Genomic DNA, 20,747 nt, shown 5'->3' on the forward strand with positions numbered 1-20,747 from the left:
ATTCGTTGTTCCGCTGCTGTAACTTTTCAAAGAAATAGTGGATTGCGGCCAATAACATGAGCATGGCGAACATTGAAACTGACGTATTGTTTCAATTATGTATTGTCAGCCATCAATTGTCGGCACCGCGGCAAGGCTGATGCCGGTCACGCGCCTATGTCGTCACCTTCTTGAACAGCGACCGGATGCGCTTCGAGGTTGCTTTGAAATCGGATTCCAAACTGACCAAATCCGGCGCCTGACCGGTTCGTATAACGAGGTCGATCAAGCCTGCCGGGGCTTGTTTGGGGTCAAATCCGCCTTCGGTACACAACCGCACGATCTGGGCGTGCCCGCTCCACAAGGCCAATGCATGGCACAATTCTTCGGTGGCCTCTTCGCCGAGTGCATCGGGACCGAGTATCTTCAGCGTCGCATCGGTGCTGGTGCATTCATTGCTATCAAACCTGGAGGCCGACTGACTGGACTCCACAACACTGATCAAACCGGCAGCGCCGTCATCCTCCGGCGCGGGCAGCCAGCCGGAAGCCCGGGCCTTCAAAGACAGATATTGCGCAATGAATTCGATGTCGATCAGTCCTCCGGGGATCAGCTTGACGTCCCAGATGTCGCGTGGCGGCTTTTCCTGCTCGATCAGGCCACGCATTTCCTTCAGGTCAGCCAGCAGCCTGGCTTCATCGCGCGGCTTGGCCAGCACCTCGTCGATCAAATCGCGGGCCTCAAGGCGAAGACTGTCTTCGCCTGCAACCGTTCGGGCACGGGTCAGCGCCATATGCTCCCAGGTCCAGGCTTCCTCGGACTGGTATTTGGAGAACGCCCGGATCGAGGTCGCCACCGGCCCCTTGTTGCCCGAGGGCCTGAGCCTGAGGTCAACCTCATAGAGAATACCCTCTGCGGTGGGCGCCGACAGCGCCGCAACCAGCCGCTGGGTCATGCGGGTGTAGTAGCGCACCGGATCGAGCGGCTTGGCACCGTCGGACTCGTCGGCGTCCGGGTCATGGTCGTACAGCAGGATGATGTCGATGTCAGAGCCTGCGGACAGCTCATAGCTGCCGAGCTTGCCCATGCCGATGACCGCCACGCGGCCGCCTGCCACCTTGCCATGGGCTTCCTCCATGCCGTCACGCACCGCATCGAGCGCTGCCCCGATGATCAGATCGGCAAGGTGGGAGAAGCTGCGGGCTGCGCGTTGGGGCGAGATTGCCCCGGTCAGCAGACGGACGCCAATGAGAAATTTCTGTTCCAGAGCAACAATCCGCAGCCGGTCGAGGATCTCTTCATAGGCGTTGGCGCCCTCAAGGAAGGCAACCAGCCGCTCGGAGAGATAGTCGCGAGTGGGCAACTCCGCCATCAATCCCGGGTCCAGCATGCCATCAAATACATGCGGTTTGCGGGCAATGATTTCGGCCAGACGGGGCGCCGCGGCCATGATCGTCACCATCAGCGACAGCAAGGCCGGGTTGCTGCCGATCAGCGAGAACAGCTGGATGCCGGCCGGAAGGCCGGAAATGAAGGCATCAAACCTGAACAGAGCCTCGTCGGCGCGCTTGGTGGCGCCGAACACGCGCAGCAGCTCCGGCGTCAGCTCGGTCAACCGTTCGCGCGCCTCCACCGACTGGGTGGCGCGATAGCGGCCATAATGCCAGGTGCGGATGGTGCGCGAGATGTCAGACGGACGCTCGAACCCCAGATCCGCCAGCGTCTTGAGCGTGCCGGGATCGTCGTCCTCACCGGTAAAAACCAGATTGCCGATGGCGCCTGAAAGCCCCTGCTCCTTCTCGAACAGATCCGCATAGCATTGCTCGACGCGGGCCAGAACCGCAACATAGGTCTTGCCAAAGCTCTTGGTGTCGGCCTCGCCCATCATCAGCGCGATACGAGAGAGTTCGGCCTCGCTTTCGGGCAAGGTGTGACTTTGCTCATCGCGCACCATCTGGATCCGGTGCTCGACGTCACGCAGATACCAGTAGCTTTCGGCGAGCGTCCTGGCGGTCGCAGGATCGATCCATCGGGCGCGGGCCAGTGCCACCAGCATCTCGTCGGTACGCCGGAGCCGCAAACGCGGCATCCGTCCGCCGGCAATCAACTGCTGGGTCTGGACAAAAAACTCGATCTCGCGAATGCCGCCACGGCCAAGTTTGACATTGTGGCCCTTGACCGCGATATCGCCAAAGCCGCGGTGGGCGTGGATCTGCCGCTTGATCGAATGAATATCCGATATGGCGGCAAAATCGAGGTATTTGCGGAAGACGAAAGGCGTCAGCCCCTTGAGGAAATCCTCACCCGCCGGCAAATCGCCTGCCACCGGCCGTGCCTTGATGAACGCTGCCCGCTCCCAGTTCTGTCCGCGGCTTTCGTAGTAATTCATCGCGGCTTCCAGCGGAAACGCCAGCGGCGTCGAGCCGGGGTCGGGTCTCAGCCGCAGATCGGTACGAAACACATAGCCGTCGCCGGTTCGCTCCTGCATGATCCGCACCAGTCGCCGAACTATGCGGGCGAACACGTCAGTGACTTCATCACGATCGCGCACCACCCCGGCTTCCGGATCGAAAAACACGACGATGTCGATGTCTGAGGAGTAATTGAGCTCGTGGGCGCCGTGCTTGCCCATGCCGAGTACGATCAGACCGGATTTCTTGCAGGGATTGTCGGGGTCGGGCAGGATGAGCTTGCCTGTCTCGTGGCCGGCGCGCAGCAGATGATCAAACGCCGCGCCCAGAGCTGCGTCCGCCAGATCGCTCAACACTGCGGTTGTGTGCCGCGCATCGACCAGCCGTGCCAGATCATGCAGCGCCAGCACCAGCGACACCCGCCGCTTGGCCCGGCGCAATTCGCGCATCAGCTCAGCTTCGCTGGCGAGGCTGCCGTCGGAGTTACGCCAGCAAGCCCGGGCATCTTCCAGGGTCTCGGCCATCACATAAGTCGCGGGCATCGAAAGCGCCAGCACCAGCGAATCCGGATCCGCCAGGGCGATCTCGCGCAGAAAGGGCGACAAGGCCAGTGCTGCCAGCAGAAATTCGCGGGCCGCCCCATCACTGGAAAGCAATGATGCGATCGCCGGATGGTCTGCGGACAGCGGCTTGAGATCGGCCAGAACCGATTTGACAGCATTGGCCGAGGGCGCGCGTATCGGGCTTTTTGCAAGTTCGGAAAGCAGTCCGGCAACTGGCTTCTGTGTCATTTCTCCCCCGGCAGTGCCATGGTAACGGCGAGGCCGGGATAATCCTTGGCCTCTGGCGACGCGTCATCCAGCACCAGCCGCCCACCATGCAGCGCCGTCACCGCCTGGACAAGGCTCAATCCAAGTCCGGTACCAGGTTTTGAACGGCTTTCATCGAGCCGGACGAAGCGTTTGACCACATCCTCGCGCCGCTCGGCGGGAACACCGGGTCCGTTATCACGAACACACAGCAGCACATCACCGCCCGAACGAGATAGCGTGACTGCAATCCTGGCCGCAGGCGCACCGTCGACATATTTGATTGCATTGTCGATCAGGTTGGACAGAGCCTGAGCCAGCAGTTCCCGATTACCGCGGATTGTCAGGCCCGGCGCAATCTGCGCTGTCAGCGTGACCCCCTGCTCCTCGGCAACAGGCTCGTAAAGTTCGGCCGCGTCCTGAGCCAGCCCCGATAGATCCACCACACTCATCTGCGCCGTCGACGAACCGGCTTCTACGCGGCTGATCATCAGCAGTGCGTTGAAGGTGCGGATCAGCTGGTCGCTGTCGGCGATCATCTGTTCGAGCGCTTCGTAATGAGCCTCGGGTCCGCCATCGCTGGTCAACGCGGCTTCGGCGCGATTGCGCATCCGGGTCAGCGGAGTCTTGAGATCGTGGGCGATATTATCGGAAACCTGCCTGAGGCCTTCGTTGAGCCGTTCGATCCGGCCCAGCATGGTGTTGAGCGACAAGCTCAACCGGTCGAACTCATCGCCGGACCCATTGACCGGCAAGCGCTGCGACAGATCTCCGGCAAGGATTTTCTTGCTGGCATTCGACATGTGATCAATGCGCTTGAGCGCCCGGCGCCCGACGAAGAACCAGATTGCCAGCGCGCCGGCGAACATGATTGCCAGCGCCATCACCAGCGCCTGCTGTACAAGTCCCCGCACCTGCTCGCGCTCTCCCAGATCGCGGCCGACCATCAGCCGCATGCCATTGGGCAGGAACACCACCTGAGCCAGCGCCCGATGATTTTCATTGGCGGTTTCGCCGATGCGCTGATACCGGAATGGCACCGCGCTCCAGCCTTCGGCATCGAGTACACCCGGCTGCAACGAAGCGATGTTGCCGGCAATCAGGTCACCGGTGGGCGTCGCAATGGCGTAAAGATTTGCGCCCGGCTGGCGTGAGCGGCGTTCAATGCCCCGGACGAGGCCAGCCAAACCGCCACCACGATAGGCGCCGGCGACGATGCGCAACTCGTTGCCAATGGCGGTCTGGGTCCGGTCGCGCTGCATGCCCTCGGATATGGCGGTAACATAAAACACCAGCGCGATGGCGCAAAGCGCGAACAGGCCAAGATAGAGCGCCGACAACCGCACCGCAGTCGTCGACAACATGGCGCGCAGCCGGTTCATACTGGTCTAACTCCCGGATTTCATCATGTAGCCGGCACCGCGAACAGTGCGCAGCAAGGACTCGCCGAAATCCTTCTCGATTTTCGATCTCAGCCTGGAGATATGAACATCGATAACATTGGTCTGCGGATCAAAATGATAGTCCCAGACATGCTCGAGCAACATGGTGCGGGTGACCACCTGACCGGCGTTTTTCATCAGATATTCCAGCAGACGGTATTCGCGCGGTTGCAGCGCTATCTGCTGTCCGGCGCGCCGGACCTCATGGCTCAGCCGGTCGAGTTCGAGATCGCCGACACGGTAGGTGGTTTCCTGGTCGCGACCGCCCTTGCGGCGACCAAGAACCTCGATCCGGGCTAACAATTCGGAGAATGCATAGGGCTTGGTCAAATAGTCATCGCCGCCGGCGCGCAGACCGGTCACCCGGTCATCCACCTGGCCCAGGGCCGAGAGGATCAACGCCGGGGTGTCGTCGCCTTTGCTGCGCAACTCGCTGATGATCGACAACCCGTCACGCTTGGGCAACATCCGGTCGACCACAAGCGCGTCATACGTGTTTTCAGACGCCAGAAAATACCCCGAATCACCATCGCTGGCGTGATCAACAGTGATTCCGGCCTCTCGAAACGCCTTTGACAGATAGGCAGCGGTTTCCAGATCGTCTTCGATAATGAGAATCTTCATGACATGATCCTAGAGCGTTTCATGGCCAGATTGAAACAATTCTGTTTCTCGTCTGATGAGGCGATCCACGCGGAAGGTGGTGAGGGCGATGTGGCACATAGTCAGAAACCGCCTGACAAAGTGAGCGTCCGTCAGAAGGAAACCAGAAGGGCCGGACCGGCACAATAGTTCCATCTGGCCATGAAGCGCTCTAGCGCTTTTTGTCTGAATGGAATCGCTGGAAATCCGGACAAAAAAACGCGGCGGGCATAGGGGGGCAGCCCACCGCGTCGATGCATCCGGGACGCAGGCTGAGCCGCGCCGCCGGATGCGGGGTTGACCTGGATCAGCCCTTTTCGATGGGCAGAGCGACGAACCGCGAACGGTTCTCGTTTTCCACCTGGAACAGGGCAGCCTTGCGGCCGTCCTTGGCGGCGGCATCGATGATGCTGACCACATCGGATGCGTTGGTCACATCCTTGTTGTTGACGGCAAGGATGACATCGCCAGCGCGCAGGCCACGTTCTTCGGCAACGCTATCGGGTGCGACCGAGGTGATGACAAGACCGGCACCGGTTTCGGCAGGAACCACCGTCAGCCCGAAATTGTCGAGCGTGGCTTCAGCCTGCGGAAGCGAGGGGGCGGTGTCTTCATCAGGGGAAACCGCGGCCATGTCTGTTGGAAGCGATCCCAGATCGACCTTGACGGTCTCGCTCTTGCCATTGCGCCACACCGTGATTTCCACGGACTTGCCCGGTTCCATCGCAGCAATCATCTTGGCCAGTTCGCGCGGGCCCTTGACCGTATCGCCATCGACTGCAGTGACAACGTCACCGGCGACGATACCAGCCTTGGCTGCAGGCGCATCCTTCTGCGGTTCTGTGACCAGTGCGCCTTCCTCGGCGGCAAGACCCAGCGATTCGGCGATATCGGCGGTGACCGGCTGAATCTGCACACCAAGCCAGCCGCGCTCGACCGAACCGTCCTTGATCAGGTCATCGATGACCGCGCGGGCGGTGCTTGCAGGGATGGCAAATGCAATACCGACATTGCCGCCCGATGGCGAGAAGATCGCGGTGTTGATGCCGATCACTTCACCGTTAAGGTTGAAGGTTGGGCCACCGGAATTGCCGCGGTTGACGGCAGCATCCACCTGGATGAAATCGTCGTAGGGGCCGGCGCCGATGTCACGGCCACGGGCCGAAACGATGCCGGCGGTCACTGTTCCGCCAAGGCCGAAGGGGTTGCCAACTGCGACGACCCAATCACCGACGCGAATCTTGGAATCATCTGCAAAATCGACATAGGTGAACTTGCGATCTTCCTCGACCTTGAGCACAGCCAGGTCGGTACGCTTGTCGCGACCGATCAGCTTGGCATCGAGTTCGGTGCCGTCATCCATGATCACGGTGAAGGCGGAGCCGTCTTCAACAACATGGTTGTTGGTCACCAGCAAGCCATCTTCCGAAATGAAGAACCCCGATCCCTGGCTCACCGGACGAACCCGGCCTGGGCGTTTCTTCATGTCCGGACCACGGCGATCACGTTCCGCGCGACGGTCACTGTCCGGGCCCTGCTTGTCACTGAAGCCACGGTTGAACTGGTCGAAGAACTTCTTCATCGGATGGTCATCGGGAAGATCGTCAAAACCCTTGCCGTTGAAATCGAAGTTGAACCCGCTGTCATTTGAGACCGCCTTGACCTCGGCCTGGACGCGAACCGACACAACAGCCGGCGACACGGCGTCGACCACGTCGGCGAAACTCGGCGCCTGCGGCGCTTCAACGCGCACGGCATCAGCGAAGGCGCCGGTGATCGGCGCTGGAACGCCCGTGGCAAGCAGGGCAGCGGCAACGCCAGCGATTGCGGTCGTGCTCAGGAAACCCTTGGTAAATTTGCGTGATGCTTTGGACATGTATCAACCTCATCTTTGTCATCAAAGCCGTTGATCCGGCTCTTGGTGACTACAGATAGGCGTGTGTCGGTTACGACAAGCTTTCCGGATCATTAAACCTTTGTAATGTTTGCCGCCTTGTCTTGGCCACATTGAAAGGCGGCGGAGTTTCGCTCATGCGCGAAACCCCGGAAATGCGCCAATGAAGACCAGTACCCCGGTCTCCTACTCCACCGTGGTCACCACCTTGGCGCCGTGTTCGAGCGTCCTGTGGACAGGACATTTATTGGCAATCTCGACAATCTTGTCGGCGAGCGCGGCCGGTGTGCCGCCGTCTATCGAAATGAATCGTTCGAACCGGTCGATCTTGCCACCATTGCCGCGCTCACTCTCGGTGCATTCCAGGCAATCGGCCGCATGCACCTTGTTGTGCCTGACCGTGACCGTCACCAGACCGAGATCGATTTTCTTCAGGCGCGCATACATGCGCAATGTCATGGCGGTACAGGCGCCAAGTCCTGCCGCCATCAGATCGTAGGGCGAAGGCCCGGTATCGGAACCGCCGACACTTGCAGGCTCATCCGCAAGCAACCGGTGCGGACCGGCCTGCACGGAGACCTGGAACTTGCCCTGCCCGGTTTCACCCACGATCACGGCCTCGACAGGCTGGTCATCACGACGCTGCGCTTCGGCTGGCAGATATCGCGCGGCCCAGGAGGCGATGATTCCGGCGGCATAATTGGCATCTGCCGCATTGGACAGCATGTGATCGGCGTCATCAAGCGACACAAAGCTTTTGGGGTGCTTGGCGGCAGTGAAGATCGCGGCAGCATTGTCGATGCCGACCACCTGATCACGCGGCCCGTGCAGCACCAGCAGCGCGGTCTTCATGTGCCCTATCCGCTCAGCCAGGCTGGTGGCGTTGAGATCCTCGACAAACTGGCGCTGGATGGTGAAGGGCCTGCCGCCCAGATTGACGGCCGCCTCGCCCTTGGCATTGATTTCGTCAAGATGACCGCCGAAATTCTCGATGACATGGCTTGCTTCCGCCGGCGCGCCGATGGTGACCACGGCCTTGACCGATTTGAGGTCTCCGGCGATCGCCAGCACCGCTGCGCCGCCGAGCGAATGGCCGACGAGAATTTCCGGCGCGTCATAGTGGACCGCCAGCCAGTCAGCGGCGGCGCGCAAATCTTCGATATTGGAGGAAAAATTGGTCGAGGCGAATTCGCCGCCGCTTGAACCCAGGCCGGTAAAGTCAAACCGCATCACGGCAATGCCGGCACGCGCCAGTTCACCCGATATCCGGCGGGCTGCAAGGGTGTCCTTGGAGCAGGTGAAGCAATGAGCAAACAGTGCCCAGGCGCGGATTGAACCTGCGGGCAGATCCAGCCGCGCCGCCAGTTTCGCTCCGGAATGGCCATCGAATTCCGCCTTGATGGTGTGTGCCGTCATGTCGTGCCCCTTTGTCTCGTCTCAGTATCAGGTCGGGGCACTCATATCAGGCTTGGCGATCACGGTCTTTCAACAGTTTCGCAAGCTCGAGTTGTTCGGCGTCGGTCAGACCGTTGCCACCGGCTGCAATGGTCGTCCTGTCGCGGCCGCGGCCGTTGACCAGCATCACGGTTGCGCCGATCAGAAAGATCAGCACCGGCGCGCCCCACAACAGCCATGTCTGCATCGAAAACCGTGGTTTGAGCAGCACGAATTCGCCATAGCGCGAGACCACGTAATCGATCACATCCTGATCGCTGTCGCCCGCTACCAGCCGTTCACGCACCAAGAGCCGCAGATCACGGGCAAGTTCGGCGTTGGAATCGTCGATCGACTGGTTCTGGCAAACCAGACAGCGAAATTCCAGCGATAGGGTCCGCGCCCGCGCCTCAAGCACCGGATCAGCCAGCACCTCGTCGGGATTGACCGCCGCTGCCGGCCCGATCAGCGCCAGCGTCAGCACGATGGCAGTCAGGATTTGACGCAGCAGGATCACGCCGGAGCCTCGGCGTTTTTCTTTGCTGCTTTCCTGGCATTGGCCCGGTTGGGCGCACCAACGCGCAACCGGCGGTCGGACAGCGAGAGAATGCCGCCCAGCACCATCAGGATGGTGCCGTACCAGATGAAGGTCACCCAGGACTTCCACCAGATCCGCACCACCAGCCCGCCATTGGCCTCGGGATCGCCGAGCGCGATATAGAGCTGACTTGCGCCAAAGGTCAGGATACCGGCCTCTGTCGTGGGCATGCGGCGGGCCGGATAGTAGCGCTTGGCCGAGGCAATTTTTGCCACCTCAACGCCACCACGCGACACCGTGAACTCACCCGATTGGGCGGTGAAGTTGGCGCCGGTCACGTCTTGAAGACCATCAAAGCGCAGCTCGTAGCCACCTGCGCTGGCGGTGTCGCCGGGCTCCATTGTGACAACGGTTTCGGTTGAGAACACGCTCGCGGCAACAACACCTATCACCGTGACACCCATCCCCATGTGACCCAGCGCCGAGCCGAAGGCCGAGCGCGGCAGTCCGGCCAGACGGTGCCAGGCAACGCGCGCACCGACACGGCCAATACCAGCCCGTAGCGCCAGGTCGGTCAGGCCGCCGAGAACAAGGAACGCGCCCAGTGCAATACCGAGACCGGCCAGCACCGGCGCACCGGTTTTGAGGAAGACGACGCCAAGACCAACCATCAAGGCAATGCCGATGGCGAAATACAGCCGGTGTGCCGCACCCGCCAGATCTCCACGCTTCCAGGCCAGCAGCGGCCCGAACGGCACAGCCAGCAACAAGGGAACCATCAGCGGTCCGAACGTCAGATTGAAGAATGGTGGACCGACCGAAATCTTGGTGCCGGTCGTGGCTTCCAGCAGCAATGGATAGAGTGTGCCAATCAGCACGGTCGCCGCAGCCGTGGTCAGAAACAGGTTGTTGAGCACCAGCGCGCCCTCGCGCGAGATCGGTGCGAACATGCCGCCGGCTTTCAAGGTTCCCGCCCTGAAACCGAACAGTGCCAGCGCGCCGCCGATGAAGATCACCAGAATGCCCAGAATGAACACGCCACGGGTCGGATCGGTGGCAAAGGCATGCACCGATGTCAGCACGCCGGAGCGGACCAGGAAGGTGCCGAGCAGCGAGAACGAGAAGGTCAGAATGGCGAGCAGCACCGTCCAGATCTTCAGCGCCTCACGCTTTTCCATTACCAGCGCCGAATGGAGCAGTGCTGTGCCCACCAGCCAGGGCATGAACGAGGCGTTTTCGACCGGATCCCAGAACCACCAACCGCCCCAGCCGAGCTCATAATAGGCCCAGTAGCTGCCCATGGAGATCCCGGCAGTGAGAAATATCCACGCCGTCAGGGTCCACGGACGGACCCAGCGAGCCCAGGCTGCGTCAATCCGGCCTTCGATCAGCGCGGCAATGGCAAACGCGAACGAGATGGAAAACCCGACATAACCGAGGTAAAGCAGCGGCGGGTGGATCGCGAGACCAATGTCCTGCAGGATCGGGTTGAGATCATTGCCTTCAACCGGCGCCGGATCGAGACGCAGAAACGGGTTGGATGTCAGCAGGACGAACAGCAGGAACGCCACGGTGATCCAGGCCTGCACCGAGAGCACATTGGCTTTCAACGTATCGGGCAGATTGCGCCCGAACAGCGCCACAAGGCCTGAAAACAGCGTCAGGATCAGCACCCAGAGCAGCATCGAGCCTTCATGATTGCCCCAAACGCCGGTGATCTTGTACAGCAGCGGTTTGAGCGAATGCGAATTCTCGAACACATTCTGGACCGAGAAATCCGACGTGACATAGGCATTGGTCAGCGCAAAGAACGATATCGCCACCAACATCAGCGACGTCACCGCTGCCATGGGACCGATCGCCATCAGGCTGGCATCGCGACGGCGCGCGCCAATCAGCGGTGCGATCGATTGAACAATTGCCGACGCCAAGGCGAGGATCAGGGCGAAATGGCCGATTTCTGTGATCATGGCGTCCAGTCCTCCATGCTGACACGGCGTTTGCCGTGCTAGCGAAGTTCGGGTTTATTGGGTTTCGACACCGGGTGTCGGATCGCCGTCCTGCCAGACGCCTTGCGCCTTCAGTGAATCGGCAACTTCCTTGGGCATGTAATTCTCGTCATGTTTGGCCAGAACAGAGTCGGCCATAAAGGTACCTTCATCCGCCGAGAACACGCCCTCGGTGACCACGCCCTGACCTTCGCGGAACAGATCCGGCAAGATACCGATATAGCGTATCTTGACCGACGCGTTGGTGTCGGTGACCAGGAATGTCACCGACGAGTTCTCGCCGCGCTTGATCGATCCTTTTTCAACCAGACCGCCTAGCCGCACCCGGGTTCCGGGCGCCAGCGGTTGGGAGAGCACATCGGTGGGCGAATTGAAAAACACAATCTGCTCACGCAACGCCGAGGTGATCAGCGCGGCGGCGGCGATAAGAAACACCGCGCCGCCGGCAATAATCGACAATCGTTTTTGCTTGCGGTTCATTGGCCCTCCGCCACAGGTTCAAGTCCGAGTTGGAGCGCGAGTTGAGCCAAGGCTTGTCCGCCCTCGCTACCGCCGGGAAATGTCACGCCGGCCCGGCTCATCGCCTGCTCGGCAGCTGCCCGATCGCCCAACACAGCGTAAGAGCGCACCAGCCGCAACCAACCCTCGATATTGTCCGGATTGTCGACAAGCTTGGCATCAAGCGACGCAACCATGTCGCGGATCATGGCAGTCCGGTCCTCGACCGGCATGGTGGCTGCAGCCGCCATATCTGCCTCCGAAGGCCCGCCCGGTGCGGTGGATGGCGCATCTTCAGCTTCAGGATTAACGCGCGCACCCTGCAGAATAAACGGGCTTTTTGCAGCATCCGACCGCTCGACCGGCACAGCCTTCTTGGTTCCGGTGTTGGGCGCCATTTGGACACCACCAAGCGTCGAGCCGGTGATCAGACCGAGCTCTCTAGCCATTTCATTTAGTTCCTGGCTTTCCTTGCCCGAGGGGGCAAATGCGGCAATGGCGCGATCGAACGCAGCTTGGGCCCTGTCGCGGTTGCCGGTCACGACATGTGACTGCACGAGCCGCAGCCATCCGGCAATGTTGTCGGGATTTTCGGCAAGCTTGGCTTCCAGATTGTCAATCATCGAGCCTATCATGGCCTGACGCTGGTCCGGGCTCATGTTCTGCGCGGCGGCAATGTCGGCGGCGGTCGGATCGCGCGGTGTCACAGTCCCGGTGCCCTGCAGCGGAGTGGGTCCGGTATCGGCCCCCAGTGCTGCCAGTTGGCTTTGCACTGCCGGAATCCAGGGCGCATCGGCGGGCGCGCTTTGAAGCATGCCGTTAAAGGCCGCGCGGGCTTCCGTTGTCTTGCCTGACTGGGCCAATGCGACCGCCAGAAAGAATCTGGGTCTCGGATCAGTCGAATCGAGCTCGCGGGCAGTCTGGAAAGCAAGGCTGGCTTCTTCGGTCACAACACCGCCGGCGGCCGAGAACAAAGCCTCGCCAAGGCTTGCAAGCCGGGTCGGCGATGGTCCCAGAATCGATATTGCCTTTTGAAACGCCGCAGCGGATTCGGCGAAGCGACCGGTCCTGAGATAAATCGGTGCAACCACGTCCCATCCGCGACCGTCCCGAGGATTTTCAGCCAGATGCCGCTCTGCCTGCGCAATCAGCATGGCGATGTCCGTGCCCTCAGGCTGGGCCTGAAGCCGCGCTGCAAGCGGCATTTGCGGCAGGTCGGGTCGCCCGAGTTCCAGATAGGTTACCACTGCTGCCAGCGGCATGAAAATCGCGATAGCCGCCACCGCTGCTCGACGCAATCCGCGGCTGTCAGCGCGCTTGCCCTCAGCGATTGCCGCATCACCCTTGCGGGCTGCTGCCAACAAACGACGCGAAATCTCGGTGCGCGCAACTTCGGCCTGAACCGGATCGACGAGACCGTCAGCCAGGTCGCGGTCGACTTCGGTCAACTGATCCCGATACACCTCGACATCATGCAGTTCAGGAATATCGGACTTGGAAGAACGACTACGCGCCACCGGCCCGAGGAGGGCCAAGGTCGTTGCGGCGGTCATGACGGCTGCGATTACCCAAAATATCATGTGGCTTCAATATCCGAGCATCGTTTGTTTTCCAACAGCAATCAGCATCAAGAACGAGATTGGGGCGTTTGGTCGCGTCACAGACACGCCGCGGCCGTCCCAATCGACGGCACCACAGGACACATAGGCTTGCGAATTGCGCAAATCAGCTTCTGGCGCCTCGGATTCAAACATGCTGGTGTTTCTCAATTCATCGTCATGGACCAACTTTCGCATCATTGCGACGGCCAACGCCATGACCCAAATCAACCCAATTTTGTGCGGGTCAGCTCAGCGGCGTCCAGCTGCCGTCCTGATTGCGGCAGGCTGCGCCCTGACCTGTCACCGGAGTACCCTTGATCATGGCTTTGTGCGTGTATTGACGGCAATTTTGCTGTCCAACCTGATAGGGCGTGCCAGCCGACACTTCGCCAGCAGCTCCGCCGGTCTGGCCAGTCCAGGCCACTTTTTGCCCAAGCGGCGTCTTCTCCAGCGCCTGATATTCGGCCTCCAGCGCACGCAGCTTGTCGGGCTTGCTCAAACCGCTGGCGGCGCCTTGTGGCAGTATCCCGCCATTCAGGGCCGACAATATTGCACTGCTGCCATCGCTAGATGCGGTTGAAATCGGTCCGAACGACAATGGCCGCACCCTGCCCGCGCCAGTGCAGCCCGCGATTGTCGCGGAAACTGCCACGACCAAGGCTACCCTCGTCATACCCGACATTGAAAAAACCATCCTGCAACCGTCCTTGACCAAATGCATCAAATACCTCGATTTCAAAGGCTTCGTGCATCATCTTTGTGCCGTCATCCTGTGGCGGCATTGTGACGTGAGTTCGTGCCTTTCGGCAACCCTAACTGCTTTGGCTGCCTATGTCCCGGTCGGCGCCATTCCGCATGATGAACTGTGTTCAAGCCTGCGTGATCAGCGCCGGCAGCGTCAGGCGCGCCGACAGGCCACCGGATGTCGCTTGTGCCAATGCAAACCCGCCTTTGTATTCGGATGCGATCTCGCCGACGATGGAGAGACCAAGGCCGGTTCCCGGCTTGGTTTCGTCAAGCCTGCGCCCCCGCTTCACCGCCTCGCGCATGCCTGTCTCGTCAAGCCCCGGCCCGTCATCGTCGATATCGATTCGGAACATCGCCCGCTGCCCCTCGGTTTCCGGCGCTGGTCGCAGCCTCACAACCACGCCGGTTCGCGCGAACTTGGCGGCGTTCTCCACCAGATTGCCCAGCGCTTCCTCGAGATCCTGGGTTTCCATCGCAAGCGTTGCCTGACGCGGTTCGATGTCGGTGGAAAAAGCCAGATCAGGGTTCAGCTTGGCCATCACGCGAACCAGCCGCTCGATAACGGGAGCTGCCTCGGTTCGGGCCAGCACGCTGCCGCGCTGCGCGGCGATGCGGGCCCTGTCGAGATAGGTCTGGACTTGCGCCTGCATGGTTTCGGCCTGGGCTCGCACCAAGGTGCCATGCGCCGGCGTCATGTCGCGGGATTCATTGATCAGAACGGCAATCGGCGTTTTCAGCGAATGCGCCAGATTGCCGACCTGCATGCGCGCCCGCTCGACCACACGGTGATTGGCGCTGATCAGTTCGTTGATCTCTCCGGCCAGTGGTGCAATTTCGCGGGGGAACTCGCCATCGAGCTGCTGCGCCTCACCCGCGCGGATCTTGCCCAGCGCCTTGCGGGCATGATCGAGAGGTCGCAAGCCGTAGAGAATGGCTACCGCGTTGACCAGCAGACTGCCGATGCCGAACAGCGCCAGCACCAGGTAGAGATTGCTGGAAAACGCAGCGATCTCATCTTCCAGCACCTGGCGGTTTCCGGCCACGCGAAAACGCGCGGCGTGACCCTCGGCATCGAGTTCGACTTCAGTTTCGACAACCTCGAGCGGATTGCCCTGATCATCGCGCGCGGTATAGCTGCGCTGGTAGCGCTGGTTGAACGGCAGGTCCGCAACCGGTGGCGAGGCAATTGTTGCGTCGCCAATCGAGACCGAGGCCAGCCTGGGTTCTCCCAGATCGCCAAGCGGCTCTACCAGCCAGATCCAGCCGCTGCCGGGCTGCTCAAACACCAGATCACCCAACTGCAGGTTGCCGGACAGTTCGCCGCTGGAATCAATGGTGACTGCGTTGATGACGCTGTTGAGATGGGCGCGCAGCAGATCGCCAAAGGCGCGCTCGCTGCCGGCGCGATAAAGCTGCGAAATAACAATGGCGATGGCGACAAGCGCAATCACCGCCCACACCGATGCGAACAGCAGGACGCGTGCGGTGAGAGACCCGCGACTCATCCAGCCTTGCCTGCATCCACGGATTCGGGCGGAACCATCCGGTATCCCAGGCCACGCACGGTTTCGATCAGCTCGACACCGATTTTCTTGCGCAGCCGACCAACAAACACTTCAATCGTGTTGGAATCCCTGTCGAAGTCCTGATCATACATGTGCTCGACCAGTTCGGTGCGCGACACCACCTCGCCCATGTGATGCATCAGATAGGACAAGAGCCGGTATTCATGGCTGGTCAGTTTCAGCGTAACCCCGTCAACGCTGGCTTTCGACGCCTTGGTGTCTAAGCGCACCGGACCACAGGCAATTTCCGATGAGGCATGGCCGGAGGCACGGCGGATCAGCGCACGAATGCGCGCCAGCACTTCCTCGACATGGAACGGCTTGGTCACATAATCATCGGCGCCCGCGTCTATGCCAGAAACCTTGTCGCTCCAGCGATCACGCGCGGTCAGTATCAGCACCGGCATGATCCGTGCGTTGGCACGCCATTTCTCCAGAACCGTAACGCCGTCCATTTCCGGCAAGCCGATATCGAGGATCACCGCATCATAGGGTTCTGTGTCGCCAAGGAAGTGGCCTTCCTCGCCATCATAAGCCCGGTCGACCACATAGCCTTGCTCAAGCAGCGCCTCGGCCAATTGGCGATTGAGATCCTTGTCGTCCTCAACAATCAGTATTCGCACGTGCTTTGCCCTTGCTATTGGATCTTATGGTGCGCCGGCGTCATATCAGCCGCTGCGCGCTATTGAATGGCCTTATTGGGGGACTTTCACCGTTACTTTTTTCGGCCGGTCAGAGCCGTTGCCCGGCACCAGTACTGTGATCTCGCAGACTACACTGCCGCCACTGGACTTAGCCGACGCTGACAGCAATTGACCACCGGTCTGGCCGACGACCTGCGCCGCAGCACCGGAGCAATCCACGGCGACCCGCTGGATTGCCGTGCCGTCCGGGGCATGCAGACCCGTCGACGTCGCAGCAACCGGCGACATCGTTGCCGCCTGCACTGCGATCAATCCAATACTGAGCAAATTCATAGTCATGGTCAGCCCTGACACGGTTGGTATTTCATCTTGGAGCCAGTGATACAAGATCATGCCTGAACCGCAAATGAATGGAAACCGGGGTGTGACCGCTTTTGATCACCCGATCCGGTTCTTCGCCGTGATTCGTCCGAAAATCGCGATAAGCCCGCCAATGGCGGCACCAAGCGAGGTCAAAAGCTCGATCAGGGCTTCCCGATCCGTATCCAGAACGTCAAGTCCGGCCAGTCCGAGTGCTGCCGAACCAAGGGTGACAATGGCGCCCCACAGGGTCTTGGATTGCCACCAGGGTTTGATGTCAGTCATGGCGATGTCCCTTTCAAGGTTGGATTTGATCAGAGCTCGAGCGTGGCGGTTCGCGTCACGCCCCAGGGCACGCGCTTGCCAGCTTGCGCAACGCGGTATGTCAGCGAGGTCTGCGGGGCGCCGAAGTCTGCCATCTCGTCGGCTGCCGGGTAGATCCAGTCCGGCGTTTCTGTTTCGACCGTGCGGATCACCGAGCCAGCGCTCAGGACCTCAAGCCGGTAGCGCTCGAACCCCTCATCATTGGCAACTTCGGCCGCAGCCCAGCTGTCTGCCGACAACCGCCCGCGTCTGATCCAGGAGAGTGCAATTCCTTCATCCCGCCGCGCTGCCCGCAGATGCACCGGCGACAGCGGGGTCAAGGCCCTTTCGCCGCCAGCAAAGACGCTCAGTGAGAGGGTTCCCGCCAAACCGCCTGACGCTTCAGCGATCCAGTTGAACTCCCGTCCGGCTTCATCAAGTGAAAGGTCGAGAGATTTCAAAGTGCTGTCGACCATAATGAAACGCGCGCCCGGGCCTGCGCCTGCCCGCATGGCGTCGTCGGTTCCGGCCTGACCGCGCAACAGGCTGCCAAGTCGCCAGCGCCCGGCCAGAATTTCCTCGGCGGTCTCGAACTGGACAATCTCCCACACGCCTGCGTCAGAGCGGATGGCCGCTACGTTGGCGCCGTTGAGAACCGACAAGCGACCGGCGGTTGAAAGGCTGCCAAAAGCCAGATCGACCAGCAATGTGGAAACAGGGTCAAAGCGGCCTTCGCTGTCTCCCGGTGGCAACGCCTCAACCAACACGCCGATCCTGGCGGGCGCATCCAGCGTTGTCCGGGCCGCATAGCCTTCCTGTTCCACCGAACTCGACAACGTGATTTGCCGCCATGGACTGCCGAAAGCTCCGGCGCGGGCCCATCCGGTTTCATCAGTGCCGGACAAGACCGGGAGATCGAGAAAGACGATCTCCGGTGCGAAATGGGCGTTGGCGTCATCGGGCGCACGGGTGACGAAAGATTCTGTCACCGTACTTGCAGACGCGGATGCATGCGCGACCGCCTCGATCCGGCGCATTTCGCCGTCTTCAATTCGCATAATTCGAAATCGGTTTAGCGGCGCATTTTCCAGCGAAAAGCGGATTGTATCGCCGGGCTGCAAACCGGCTGCCTGCGGCGGCATGGCAAATCTGAGCCGGCGGCGCTGGAGCCGGTGGTCATGCAGCCAGCGGTCAGCGGTTACCCGCGCCAGCCCCGGGTCGATTGCCAGGCTCAAGGGCATATCGCGCTGGCGCACCGGCTCTCCTTCAAGCCGGCGCGACCGGGCCGAAGCCGGCGCGTAATCGGCCAGCGGGTCGGCGGATAGCACAACGGCTTCATTGGCAAATTCGCTGTTTTCGCCGCGGGTTTCCTCAAACAACGCCCCCTCGCCCGGCTCGGCCACCGCCGCAATCTCCAGCGGGCTTGCTCCAAGGGTCAGTCGAGAGATAAAAACCAGACCCTCCGGCGCTTCGCGCACATCAATGCAAAACGCCTCGACCATCGGTTCCAGCACCGCGCGCGCTGATGCCGGGCTCGAAATCACATGTCCCGTCACCATGCCTTCGACACGATCTGTGTTGAAGTCGGTCACCCCGGCGTCGCGGAGCACAGCAGCGATCAAGTCCTTTAGCGCCACCGTGCCCAGGCGCCCGTTGAGCCAATGGCCGGTGCGCCAGTTGGCGCCGTCCGACCACACCGCCGAAGACAGCGGAAAAGCCGGAAACGGCCGTGCATCCCAGGTCCAGAGGTGAATGTGATCGGTTGCAACCATGCCATCGCTGTTGGCCGCCCCGGACCAATGCGTCAGATGCGCCTCCAGAAACGCCCGCTGGGCCAGATCGTCACGCGCGCCGGTGGAAAACCACGGCAGCGCGCCTTCGGAGGATTTCGGATCGGGGAACAGGTTGGGCTGCGCCGCGCCCTTGTCGACCGCCGGGCACCCCAGCTCAGTAAACCAGAACGGTTTCGAGCCGGGAACCCAAGCGCTCGCGACGGCCGTCTCGCTGCCGCTGATCCGGTCAAAATGCTGGTTCTCCCACCAGCCGCGCAGATCCTTGACCCGGTAAATCCAGTCCTTGCCGGCAAGCCCGTCGCTGATCGGCAGCCGGTTCCGGGCATTTCTCCCGGCTTCATCGGCATAATACCAATCATGGCCTTCAGCACCGGCAATGGCATCGCCCAGCGCCTGGAGATCATTACTGCTGCGCGCGCCATCGGGATTGCCATTGGCAAGATCGTTGTCGCGCCAGTCGCTCAGCGGCATGTAATTGTCGATGCCGATGGCGCCAATTGCCGGATGCGCCCACAGCGGGTCAAGATTGAAATAGACATCGCCGGAACCGTCATCGGGCCGATAGCCGGCATATTCGGTCCAGTCGGCGGCATAGGTCAGCACTGTCGGCGTACCCAGCAGCAATTTCACGTCCGTCGCCAATTGGATCAACTCATCGACAAAGGGAAACGCGCCGGCGTCATCGCGCAATCGCGTCAGGCCGATCATTTCCGAGCCGATGATGAAGCCGTCAACGCCGCCTGCTGCCTGGGCCAGCGCGGCGTGATGCAGAATGAAACGGCGATAGCCCTCATCGCCGCCAGACCAGCTCACCGTGTCGCCACTGACAATGAAATCAGCAACCGCGGTCAGCCCGCTCAACGCGGCGATATCACTCCGCATTGCCGCAGTGCCATCCGGTGTGCCGGGAAGTCCGGGCGCCGGGCTCGCGGTCAAGCGCCCGCGCCAGGGATAGGCCGGTTGTTCAATCGCTCCCCTGGGGTCGGGCAGAGCATTGCCGTCAGGCACATCCATCAGCACAAACGGATAGAGCACCACGTTGAACCCGCGCAGTTTCAAATCGCGGATCGCCTCGATGATCGACATATCGTCAGGCGTGCCGCCATAGGCCGGGCCGCCGTCCTTGGTGCTGATCAGATGAGCGCTGGCCCGGTTCAGCCCACCAACCTTCCAGGCCCGAGTTTCATCGGTGCGCGCCACCACCTCGACGCCGGGGCGAAACCGGCAATGGCTGGCGCGCAGATCATCGCCGAACCAGGCCGAGACCAGCGCCACCGATTTCAGATTGGGACACAGCGCCTGCAGTTCCTCGAGCGACTGGGTCCAGTCGCTCGAGGCCTGGCGCATGTTGCGGTTGAGTATCCGCGCCGCTCCGACGCCCAGGCTTTCGCGCACGGGCGTGATGGCATAGCCATGTTCGGTCGATCCGGGGATCAGCGCCACCGCCTCGATCGCCGGCTCCAGTGCACCCACCGGGCGCACCACCTCAAACTGCAGCGTCGGGATGCGATTGCCGAAATCATCCAGCGGCAATCGTTCGAACACCACATAGGCCAGCCCGCGCCATGCCGGAACTGTTCCCGTACCCTGCTTGGCTTCGATCAGCGGATCAGGCAATTGCGTCGTGGTCCCCCGGTAGATCCGCATCTCGAGAGTTTCGAGATCAAGCTCGCGACCATCGGCCCAGACCCGGCGGATCGACGCAATCGGGCCTTCGCACAGGCCAAGCGCGAAATTGGCGTGATACTGATAGCTTTCAACCTTCGGCCCACCGCCCTTGCCGCCCTGGCGCTCCCGCGTCACGGTTTCCTCAAACCGAGTTGCCCAGATCAGCGCACCGGCAATCCGCATTGAGCCATGCACTCTCAGAATCGGCGACCCCTCGTCTGCCGAGGGAATTCGGGCACCGCTCAGGCCACGACCGCCAATGGTCCGGGTGGAATTGATCAGCGAGGTATCGAGCATGCCGCCAATTGTGGCGCCGATGGCCGAGCCGATTGCCGTGCCAACCGGTCCGAAAATACCGCCGACAGCGGCTCCGGCCACCTGCAACAGGATTGTCGCCATGTCGTTGTCTC

The 20,747-nt window shown here is 61.2% G+C and carries 16 protein-coding genes; all 16 read right to left on the reverse strand.

All coding sequences use genetic code 11. The annotated features are described in order from the left end of the window. Nucleotides 1–154: 154 nt before the first annotated feature. The 16 genes from IMCC20628_RS12330 to IMCC20628_RS12405 all read right to left on the reverse strand — a co-directional run bounded on the left by IMCC20628_RS12330 (nucleotide 155) and on the right by IMCC20628_RS12405 (nucleotide 20,736). Complete coding sequence (locus IMCC20628_RS12330) at nucleotides 155–3,181, reverse strand: bifunctional [glutamine synthetase] adenylyltransferase/[glutamine synthetase]-adenylyl-L-tyrosine phosphorylase (RefSeq protein WP_047030467.1); 3,027 nt, start codon at nucleotides 3,179–3,181, stop codon at nucleotides 155–157. Continuing rightward, complete coding sequence (locus tag IMCC20628_RS12335; protein ID WP_047030468.1) at nucleotides 3,178–4,581, reverse strand: HAMP domain-containing sensor histidine kinase; 1,404 nt, start codon at nucleotides 4,579–4,581, stop codon at nucleotides 3,178–3,180. Before IMCC20628_RS12335 ends, IMCC20628_RS12330 begins: the two co-directional genes overlap by 4 nt. Nucleotides 4,582–4,587: 6 nt before the next feature. Continuing rightward, nucleotides 4,588–5,265, reverse strand: a complete 678-nt coding sequence (locus tag IMCC20628_RS12340; RefSeq protein ID WP_047030469.1) for a response regulator transcription factor — start codon at nucleotides 5,263–5,265, stop codon at nucleotides 4,588–4,590. A 325-nt stretch (nucleotides 5,266–5,590) separates the two neighbouring features. Then, nucleotides 5,591–7,159: a Do family serine endopeptidase gene (locus IMCC20628_RS12345; protein WP_047030470.1), complete on the reverse strand. Its 1,569-nt coding sequence runs from the start codon at nucleotides 7,157–7,159 to the stop codon at nucleotides 5,591–5,593. A 204-nt stretch (nucleotides 7,160–7,363) separates the two neighbouring features. Then, nucleotides 7,364–8,593, reverse strand: a complete 1,230-nt coding sequence (locus IMCC20628_RS12350; RefSeq protein ID WP_047030471.1) for a bifunctional alpha/beta hydrolase/OsmC family protein — start codon at nucleotides 8,591–8,593, stop codon at nucleotides 7,364–7,366. 46 nt (nucleotides 8,594–8,639) lie between these two features. Continuing rightward, nucleotides 8,640–9,122 (reverse strand): cytochrome c-type biogenesis protein, encoded by a 483-nt coding sequence (locus IMCC20628_RS12355; RefSeq protein ID WP_047032519.1) that lies wholly within the window; start codon nucleotides 9,120–9,122, stop codon nucleotides 8,640–8,642. 2 nt (nucleotides 9,123–9,124) lie between these two features. Continuing rightward, nucleotides 9,125–11,119 (reverse strand): heme lyase CcmF/NrfE family subunit, encoded by a 1,995-nt coding sequence (locus tag IMCC20628_RS12360; RefSeq protein ID WP_047030472.1) that lies wholly within the window; start codon nucleotides 11,117–11,119, stop codon nucleotides 9,125–9,127. A 54-nt stretch (nucleotides 11,120–11,173) separates the two neighbouring features. Then, complete coding sequence (gene ccmE / locus IMCC20628_RS12365; RefSeq protein ID WP_047030473.1) at nucleotides 11,174–11,638, reverse strand: cytochrome c maturation protein CcmE; 465 nt, start codon at nucleotides 11,636–11,638, stop codon at nucleotides 11,174–11,176. Continuing rightward, nucleotides 11,635–13,236: a c-type cytochrome biogenesis protein CcmI gene (gene ccmI, locus IMCC20628_RS12370; protein WP_052766407.1), complete on the reverse strand. Its 1,602-nt coding sequence runs from the start codon at nucleotides 13,234–13,236 to the stop codon at nucleotides 11,635–11,637. The genes ccmE and ccmI overlap by 4 nt, the downstream gene beginning before the upstream one ends. Nucleotides 13,237–13,501: 265 nt before the next feature. Then, nucleotides 13,502–13,804 (reverse strand): hypothetical protein, encoded by a 303-nt coding sequence (locus tag IMCC20628_RS12380; protein ID WP_052766408.1) that lies wholly within the window; start codon nucleotides 13,802–13,804, stop codon nucleotides 13,502–13,504. A 19-nt stretch (nucleotides 13,805–13,823) separates the two neighbouring features. Beyond that, nucleotides 13,824–14,012 (reverse strand): hypothetical protein, encoded by a 189-nt coding sequence (locus IMCC20628_RS25635; RefSeq protein ID WP_245307769.1) that lies wholly within the window; start codon nucleotides 14,010–14,012, stop codon nucleotides 13,824–13,826. 114 nt (nucleotides 14,013–14,126) lie between these two features. Continuing rightward, complete coding sequence (locus IMCC20628_RS12385) at nucleotides 14,127–15,509, reverse strand: ATP-binding protein (RefSeq protein ID WP_047030475.1); 1,383 nt, start codon at nucleotides 15,507–15,509, stop codon at nucleotides 14,127–14,129. After that, on the reverse strand, nucleotides 15,506–16,192 hold the full coding sequence (locus IMCC20628_RS12390) for a response regulator transcription factor (RefSeq protein WP_047030476.1): 687 nt from the start codon (nucleotides 16,190–16,192) through the stop codon (nucleotides 15,506–15,508). Before IMCC20628_RS12390 ends, IMCC20628_RS12385 begins: the two co-directional genes overlap by 4 nt. A gap of 72 nt (nucleotides 16,193–16,264) precedes the next feature. Continuing rightward, entirely contained in the window at nucleotides 16,265–16,501 is a 237-nt protein-coding gene (locus IMCC20628_RS12395) for a hypothetical protein (protein WP_047032522.1), read from the reverse strand. 150 nt (nucleotides 16,502–16,651) lie between these two features. After that, nucleotides 16,652–16,858, reverse strand: coding sequence for a hypothetical protein (locus IMCC20628_RS12400; RefSeq protein ID WP_047030477.1), 207 nt, complete (start codon nucleotides 16,856–16,858; stop codon nucleotides 16,652–16,654). Nucleotides 16,859–16,887: 29 nt separating this feature from the next. Continuing rightward, complete coding sequence (locus IMCC20628_RS12405) at nucleotides 16,888–20,736, reverse strand: glycoside hydrolase TIM-barrel-like domain-containing protein (RefSeq protein WP_047030478.1); 3,849 nt, start codon at nucleotides 20,734–20,736, stop codon at nucleotides 16,888–16,890. Nucleotides 20,737–20,747 lie beyond the last annotated feature (11 nt).

The sequence above is a fragment of the Hoeflea sp. IMCC20628 genome (assembly GCF_001011155.1).
Lineage (GTDB): Bacteria > Pseudomonadota > Alphaproteobacteria > Rhizobiales > Rhizobiaceae > Hoeflea.

Excerpts from the sequence above, each read along its gene's own strand:
- IMCC20628_RS12330 (WP_047030467.1), bottom strand. The coding sequence starts at position 3,181 with ATGACACAGAAGCCAGTTGCCGGACTGCTTTCCGAACTTGCAAAAAGC.
- IMCC20628_RS12335 (WP_047030468.1), bottom strand. The coding sequence starts at position 4,581 with ATGAACCGGCTGCGCGCCATGTTGTCGACGACTGCGGTGCGGTTGTCG.
- IMCC20628_RS12340 (WP_047030469.1), bottom strand. The coding sequence starts at position 5,265 with ATGAAGATTCTCATTATCGAAGACGATCTGGAAACCGCTGCCTATCTG.
- IMCC20628_RS12345 (WP_047030470.1), bottom strand. The coding sequence starts at position 7,159 with ATGTCCAAAGCATCACGCAAATTTACCAAGGGTTTCCTGAGCACGACC.
- IMCC20628_RS12350 (WP_047030471.1), bottom strand. The coding sequence starts at position 8,593 with ATGACGGCACACACCATCAAGGCGGAATTCGATGGCCATTCCGGAGCG.
- IMCC20628_RS12360 (WP_047030472.1), bottom strand. The coding sequence starts at position 11,119 with ATGATCACAGAAATCGGCCATTTCGCCCTGATCCTCGCCTTGGCGTCG.
- ccmE (WP_047030473.1), bottom strand. The coding sequence starts at position 11,638 with ATGAACCGCAAGCAAAAACGATTGTCGATTATTGCCGGCGGCGCGGTG.
- ccmI (WP_052766407.1), bottom strand. The coding sequence starts at position 13,236 with ATGATATTTTGGGTAATCGCAGCCGTCATGACCGCCGCAACGACCTTG.
- IMCC20628_RS25635 (WP_245307769.1), bottom strand. The coding sequence starts at position 14,012 with ATGATGCACGAAGCCTTTGAAATCGAGGTATTTGATGCATTTGGTCAA.
- IMCC20628_RS12385 (WP_047030475.1), bottom strand. The coding sequence starts at position 15,509 with ATGAGTCGCGGGTCTCTCACCGCACGCGTCCTGCTGTTCGCATCGGTG.
- IMCC20628_RS12395 (WP_047032522.1), bottom strand. The coding sequence starts at position 16,501 with ATGTCGCCGGTTGCTGCGACGTCGACGGGTCTGCATGCCCCGGACGGC.
- IMCC20628_RS12400 (WP_047030477.1), bottom strand. The coding sequence starts at position 16,858 with ATGACTGACATCAAACCCTGGTGGCAATCCAAGACCCTGTGGGGCGCC.
- IMCC20628_RS12405 (WP_047030478.1), bottom strand. The coding sequence starts at position 20,736 with ATGGCGACAATCCTGTTGCAGGTGGCCGGAGCCGCTGTCGGCGGTATT.